The sequence below is a fragment of the Arthrobacter sp. STN4 genome, from assembly GCF_024539665.1.
Lineage (GTDB): Bacteria > Actinomycetota > Actinomycetes > Actinomycetales > Micrococcaceae > Specibacter.
Map to the genome: position 1 here is coordinate 1 of NZ_JAKZGX010000055.1, position 5,821 is coordinate 5,821.

The following is a 5,821-nucleotide window of genomic DNA, read 5'->3' on the forward strand; positions in this document are numbered from 1 at the left end:
TAGGACAAGAACACGCCGAGCTCGATCCGTAAATCGCTCAAACATTTCGCCACCTCCTTGCCGCCGGTTAATCCGATGCTACCTAGCAACGGGCCAGCATGGGCTTTTTGTCCCGCAGGAGGTTCCCCATACGGGTCGTGGAGGCCTATGCCCGGCGGCTAGCCGGCGAGGACCGTGAGGATGCTCGCTTGGCCGCTTGCGCGTGGGACCGGTGGGAAGCTTGGCACATCTCGATGAGTTCCTATTGGCAGCCCGGGCCAATGTTCGATGACGAGAGAGCACGCATGACGTTCGCGCTCCTAGTAACGCACTACTGGTCGAACGACGGATTTCTGTCGGGCGATCAGGAAATTCTGCCAAGGATCCATGAACTTGAGGGGATCCCCGGCTACCTCATTCACGGTCGTCGCGATGTCAGCGGACCTGCCATCACGCCGTGGCAGCTTCACCAGCAGTGGAACGGCAGCGAGCTCATCATCGTCGAGGATGAAGGGCATGGCGGTCCGAAGTCCATCGCCGCCCTAACAGTCGCCGTTGAAGCGATCAAAACTGAACTGTTGAACCTGCAACCAACTTCCGCGACAGCTTAGCCTCCGCGCTAGGCCAAAAAATCAAAACCCATGTCTGGGCCGCGTTCAGTTCGCTACTGATGCCGAGTTCAATGAGACCGAGCCATGGCTGTCACGCAGAGCGTTCCGTGCGGAACGGTGGTCTCCGCACATTCTGGTGGTTGGGGATGCGTCATTTAACCTTGAAAACCGCATCCCTCGGGATGTTGGCCCTCCTTGTCGGTCCCCTTCTTCTGCCCTAGGGTTCCCTTATGGGGACCAAAGACAAGAATCAGAAATTTTATACGGTCCTTGCATTTGCCACGGCGGCCGCTTTAATCACGTTGTCCGCGTGCACGGCGTCCCAGCCGTCACCCAACGAGTCTGATGTCCCCGTCCAAAGCTCTGCATCGCACACCCCAGTAGCCTCACTGGATTCTGGCATCATTCCTCACGCTACGGGCGACAGCCTTGAGTTCGAATGCGCCAATCCAATCGCAGTTGGGCCTACCGCCACTGGTTTGGGCGGCAGCGATGGAAAACCCGGCGTGCCGGATCTACTGTTCATCGCCACCGCCGGCACCGGAGCCGACGCAACCCCATGGAGCGACGGCGCCACAGCAGAAGGCCTGCACTTCCAAAAGATGGGGCTGATAATGAAAGCGGGCACCGCCTTCACCATCAGCGTCCCCTTGGAGATGCGCAACAGCATGAAAATCGGCTGGTCCAATTCAGGTTATACGATCGCCAACAAACTGACGGTCTCCGATTGCACCTCCAACCAAGACAACGCAGACTGGCTCGTCTACCCGGGCGGGTTTTGGCTCAAAGAACCAGGATGCATCTCCCTTGTCGTAACCAAAGGCCAAACCAGCCAAACAATCCACATACCCATCGGCAAAACTTGCCCATGATTCAACTGAACAGCTGGCTGTTCCATGCGGGGTTCGGCTTGCGGGACACCGAAATACGTATCCGGAGGGACCCCTTACGGGCGCTTACGACGATAGGACGGCGGACGATCGCTGCCTGTTACCCAGCTCTAACCCAGCGATCACCCGCGCGTAAGCGCCGCCATTACCCGCGTTTGCGCACTGTCTCGATCCACACCCGCAGCGACCAACGCACGATCCAGGCGGTCGCTATGGACACTCAGCACCCCGAACAATAGGTGCTTAATCCCGACGTGATCGGAATGAAGCTCACGCGCGGTGCGCTGCGCCGCCTTGAGGACCTCCAGAGACATGCGGGTGAACGGCAACGATTCTGAGGTGTCCTGCGGACCAGCGGAGGCGAAACGCATTATCGCATCACGCACTTCATCCGGCCAGACGCCCAGCGCCGTCTGCACCGTGTTCGGATATGCGTGCAAAAGCCCTAATAGTAGATGCTCGGGAGCGATGTACGCGTCATGCATCATTGCCCTTGACTCTTCCTGAGCAAGGACCACCGCCCGCCGGGCACCGTCGGTGTAATTCCCAGAAAACTTTGAACCGCTCATGCCCTGAAGCGTAGTCTTCGCGGCGCGCTGGCACCACGGGCGCGCCTCCCCGGAGGAGGATCTCCTAGCCCGGCCGCTAATCGAGCTGCGGCCGTGTCAGGCGTTCCCGCTGACGGTTCCCCCTATGCAGACGGGCGGGCTGTGGGGCGAGGACTGAGACGACAACCGCCCGGAATAATGTCAGGTGCACGGGGTGATCCAGTACATTCAAAACTATGACCGAACTGTTTATCGGATGCGCTCTGTTACCCACCCACGATCCAGAGCTCATCACCCAGAAAAGTGCGCTGCTCGCCGTTGGAGTCATGCCTTCCCGAGTCAGACGAGTAGCGGCCTCATGAGCGGCAATCCTGAGAGCTTCCCGGTGGTTGGGGACCTATGTCTTATTTCCGATGGCCGTCCCTCTGGCGACGGGCCGGCCTGGGCCGAATCAGGGCTGCGCCGACGGTACCTGAGACGACATTGGGTGGCCGGGGTCGTGGCTGTGCTGACGGTTTTGCTCTGGGCCGTTGGGTTCTGGGTTCTGGGTTCTGACAAGACCATTTCACGAAAACTGGCCGGTCACCGAGGCGAGGGTAGTGCGCACCCACTAGTTCTACGCCAAAGGGGAACACTGCGAGGTCTATGTCCAGTTCACGTCCGAGGGACAGCCACGTACTGTCATGTTCTCCGGTTATGCCCCTTGCAGCGAGCTTCCATTCCGTGGAGAAACCGTCAAGGTTGCTCTAGACCCGTGGGACGCAAGCTCGGTCCGCATCATCGGCTATGACGGGCCTCTGTGGGCGGATATTGAGTTTGCCGCGTTGCTCCTGGCAATGCCAGGCTTCGGTGCGTGCGCATATTTTATCGCTGACGGGTTTCTTTTCCGGCGTGCGCACAAGGCTGGCGGTGACCGCCCGTGGCGGTCGGTGACAGTCCGATTCGTCTCACGGGCCATCTACCGGGGCACTGCCACTTGCCGGTTGTTGGCGCTGGACGAGCACGGCAAGGAACGTACATTCCTCCTGTCAGGTCCGAGGAAGGACTTACCCGGTTTCGTACACGCCAGCCCCGGAACGACGATTGGGTTCTGGCTTGTAGGGGATGGCAACGGCAACGTTCTGATCAACCAGCCGGGTTTCGGACGTGCAACCGTAGGCCGGGTATCTGTCCCAAACGAGTTTGAAATCCGGACCATGACATAGAGCCTTCTGCACTCGCCCATGACAGCCGACCTGGTATAGGGCTGGTCAGTTTTGGTAGTGCATCAGGTCAAATCCATTGACGTGGTGTAAGGCGGTTCCCGCTACGGAAGCCACTTTAAGTTGACGCGCACTTTCCACGACAGGTTGGCGACCGCATGATAGGTCGCGCCAACTTCGCTGAAAGGATGCGTCCAATTCCACGACACACTGAAGCGCTGGTATCTCGAGACCGATCCATTAGGGTCGAATCATGACCACAATGATCCGGGTCGCCACTGCCGCAGACACCGACACTCTTCTCGATTCCTTGCTTGAGGCCGCCAACTGGAATGGTGAGGTCCGCAACTCCAGGGACGATATTCGTTCATCGAAATACGTGGTGGGCTGGCCAGCTAACGGAGATTTTGGGGTCATAGCCGAAGATGGCGAAGGCAATGGACTCGGCTCGGCTTGGTGCAGATTCTTCGCCGAAGAAAACGCGGGGTACGGTTTCGTTCGGGAGGACATACCCGAGCTGACCATCGGTGTCGCTTCAGGGGCTCGGGGCAATCAAATAGGTACGCGCCTTCTCGATGCACTTATGAACTTGGCTCGTGAGCGCGGCTGCAACGCGGTAAGTCTTAGCGTTGAGGATGGGAATCCGGCCCGTCGCCTTTACAAGCGAAGCGGCTTCATCAAGGTGGGTCGTAACGGCAACTCGGACACTCTTCTCCTCGAGTTCTCAGCGATATGATGCAGTACAGCCCTTCCACGCTGTCCAATCGACGGAACGGAAGAGGTTCCGCTTCCGGGCAAGGCACATTCCATAGATCACCCAAATGGTGCGAACTTTCCCATTAGTACTTTTTACTATTGCAATGTTCCTGCGGCAACCGGGATCGTGTCTCTCAGGGGTCGCCCAAGAAGCTGTTCCAGATCGCCGCCCGTTCCTTCCAGGAATCCGTGTGCAGCGGAGGAGTACAGCGAGAGCAGCATGCTTGGCTGAAACGGAAGCAGGCCGCTGGCGTTTAGGGTCTTTCGTCGCACCTCCAGGGATTCAGGTTTGTAGGGAAGTCCTGCATACCTGGCGACTTCCTCGGCCGTGACCGCATGGGAACCCACCAGATCGTAGACCTTCCCGGCATGGTTCTCGGGGTTACTCGCCACGACAGCGGCCGCCTCCGCCAGATCATCCCGGGTCACAACGGCCACACCACCCTTGCCCAGCGGTGAGGTGATGACGCCGTCGTCCGGTGCCATCAAAGCACCGAGCAGATCGGCGTAGATCCCATTGCGTAGGATCGTCCACCGCAAACCGCTTTCCTGGATGCGGCGCTCGGTCCAACGGTGCGCCAGTGCAAAGCCCAGATGGTCACCAGCGGTGGCCAGACTCGTGTAAATCAGGTGCTGTACCCCGTCCCGCTGCGCGGCCGTGACTACACATTCATGGCGGGCAATGACAACGTCATCCTCTGCATATCCTGCAGAAACGAGCACTAAGGTTTCGATGCCGGTCAGGTCAAGGGCGTCAGGGTCGTCAAAATCCATATATCGATCACTGGAGCCAACGGCAGGGCTGCGTGTCCCCGAAATCAAGGGCACGCTTGCCGCTTGCAGGGATTCGACGATGGAACTGCCAAGCTGGCCCGAAGCACCGGTAACTAAAATCATGAGAAATTCCTATCTATGGTTCTGAAAAGTAACTATGATCATCTTCAGTAACCACCGAAGAACGCACAAGGAGGCACTTTGATGTCACTGGGGCACATGGAAGTAACCGCACTGCTGGAACCTTGCGGAAAGGAAAACCACCCGGACTGCGGCATTAGGGACGTACTGGCCCGAGTTGGGGACAAGTGGTCAGTCCTAGTGATTGTCGAACTCGCCTCAGGCATCCGGCGGTTCAGGGAACTGCAACGCGCCATCGACGGCATCTCTCAACGAATGCTCACCCTCACGGTCCGCCGACTGGAACGTGACGGTCTGGTCACCAGGAGCGTTTTTCCAACCGTCCCGGCACAAGTCACCTACGAACTCACCGACCTCGGGTCCAGCCTTACCCACCTGGTGAAGCAACTCGCAGATTGGTCTCTTGCCCACCGGGAAGACATCGCGAACTCCCGCGCCGACTACGATGTGGCCAACCCGGATCATACGATCCACTAGCTCTGATTGCTGATTGCTGATTGCTGTAGGGGGCGACTGAAAACAGTCCCGCAGGGGGTTCCCCCTACGGGACATCGAAGCCGTTGTGATCCATTGACCATTATGGCCAACTCGGAAAGCGGGCCAAACCCAGTCCCGATCGACGTTGACACCACCCCAATCTCGATGCACACGACCGATTGAAATTCTACACAGAAATCTGTATAGTTTTTGTATGACCACCATGACCATCACAGAAGCCTCCCGTGCCGGCCTATCCTCGCTGGTTGCCTCGGCTGAAGCGGGAAACGATGTTCCCCTGTCCCGACATGGCCGGGTCGTCGCCGAGGTGGTCTCCGCTGAGGAAATCTCCAGCCTACGGCGTGACCGTGACACTCTGCGCGATGCAGCGCTCGTCATGGCTCGTTTCGCCACTGACAGTGGAGTGCGTACCGATCTGGACC

General features: G+C 58.5%; 7 protein-coding genes. 5 read left to right on the top strand and 2 right to left on the bottom strand.

Translation table 11 applies throughout. The features are described 5' to 3' along the window. Positions 1 to 284 precede the first annotated feature (284 nt). Together MMF96_RS19140 and MMF96_RS19145 are read left to right on the top strand one after the other, a co-directional pair. Entirely contained in the window at positions 285 to 590 is a 306-nt protein-coding gene (locus MMF96_RS19140; RefSeq protein WP_256884444.1) for an alpha/beta fold hydrolase, read from the top strand. 230 nt (positions 591 to 820) lie between these two features. Beyond that, positions 821 to 1,462 carry a hypothetical protein gene (locus MMF96_RS19145; protein ID WP_256884445.1) on the top strand — a complete coding sequence of 214 codons (642 nt, stop codon included), beginning with the start codon at positions 821 to 823 and terminating at the stop codon, positions 1,460 to 1,462. 140 nt (positions 1,463 to 1,602) lie between these two features. Here the strand turns inward: MMF96_RS19145 and MMF96_RS19150 are convergent, their stop codons facing one another. Then, a complete protein-coding gene (locus MMF96_RS19150) occupies positions 1,603 to 2,049 on the bottom strand; it encodes a Clp protease N-terminal domain-containing protein (protein ID WP_256883511.1) in 447 nt (148 codons plus the stop codon). 1,434 nt (positions 2,050 to 3,483) lie between these two features. On the opposite strand from MMF96_RS19150, the gene MMF96_RS19155 reads away from it, so the two are divergent. After that, positions 3,484 to 3,966 carry a GNAT family N-acetyltransferase gene (locus tag MMF96_RS19155; protein WP_256884446.1) on the top strand — a complete coding sequence of 161 codons (483 nt, stop codon included), beginning with the start codon at positions 3,484 to 3,486 and terminating at the stop codon, positions 3,964 to 3,966. A gap of 116 nt (positions 3,967 to 4,082) precedes the next feature. On the opposite strand, the gene MMF96_RS19160 is transcribed toward MMF96_RS19155, so the two are convergent. Next, positions 4,083 to 4,883: an NAD(P)H-binding protein gene (locus tag MMF96_RS19160; protein ID WP_256884447.1), complete on the bottom strand. Its 801-nt coding sequence runs from the start codon at positions 4,881 to 4,883 to the stop codon at positions 4,083 to 4,085. 81 nt (positions 4,884 to 4,964) lie between these two features. Between MMF96_RS19160 and MMF96_RS19165 the strand changes: the two genes are divergently transcribed. Together MMF96_RS19165 and MMF96_RS19170 are read left to right on the top strand one after the other, a co-directional pair. Beyond that, complete coding sequence (locus tag MMF96_RS19165; RefSeq protein ID WP_256884448.1) at positions 4,965 to 5,378, top strand: helix-turn-helix domain-containing protein; 414 nt, start codon at positions 4,965 to 4,967, stop codon at positions 5,376 to 5,378. A gap of 214 nt (positions 5,379 to 5,592) precedes the next feature. Beyond that, the coding region (locus MMF96_RS19170) for a type II toxin-antitoxin system Phd/YefM family antitoxin (protein WP_256884449.1) at positions 5,593 to 5,821 on the top strand (229 nt) is incomplete at its 3' end.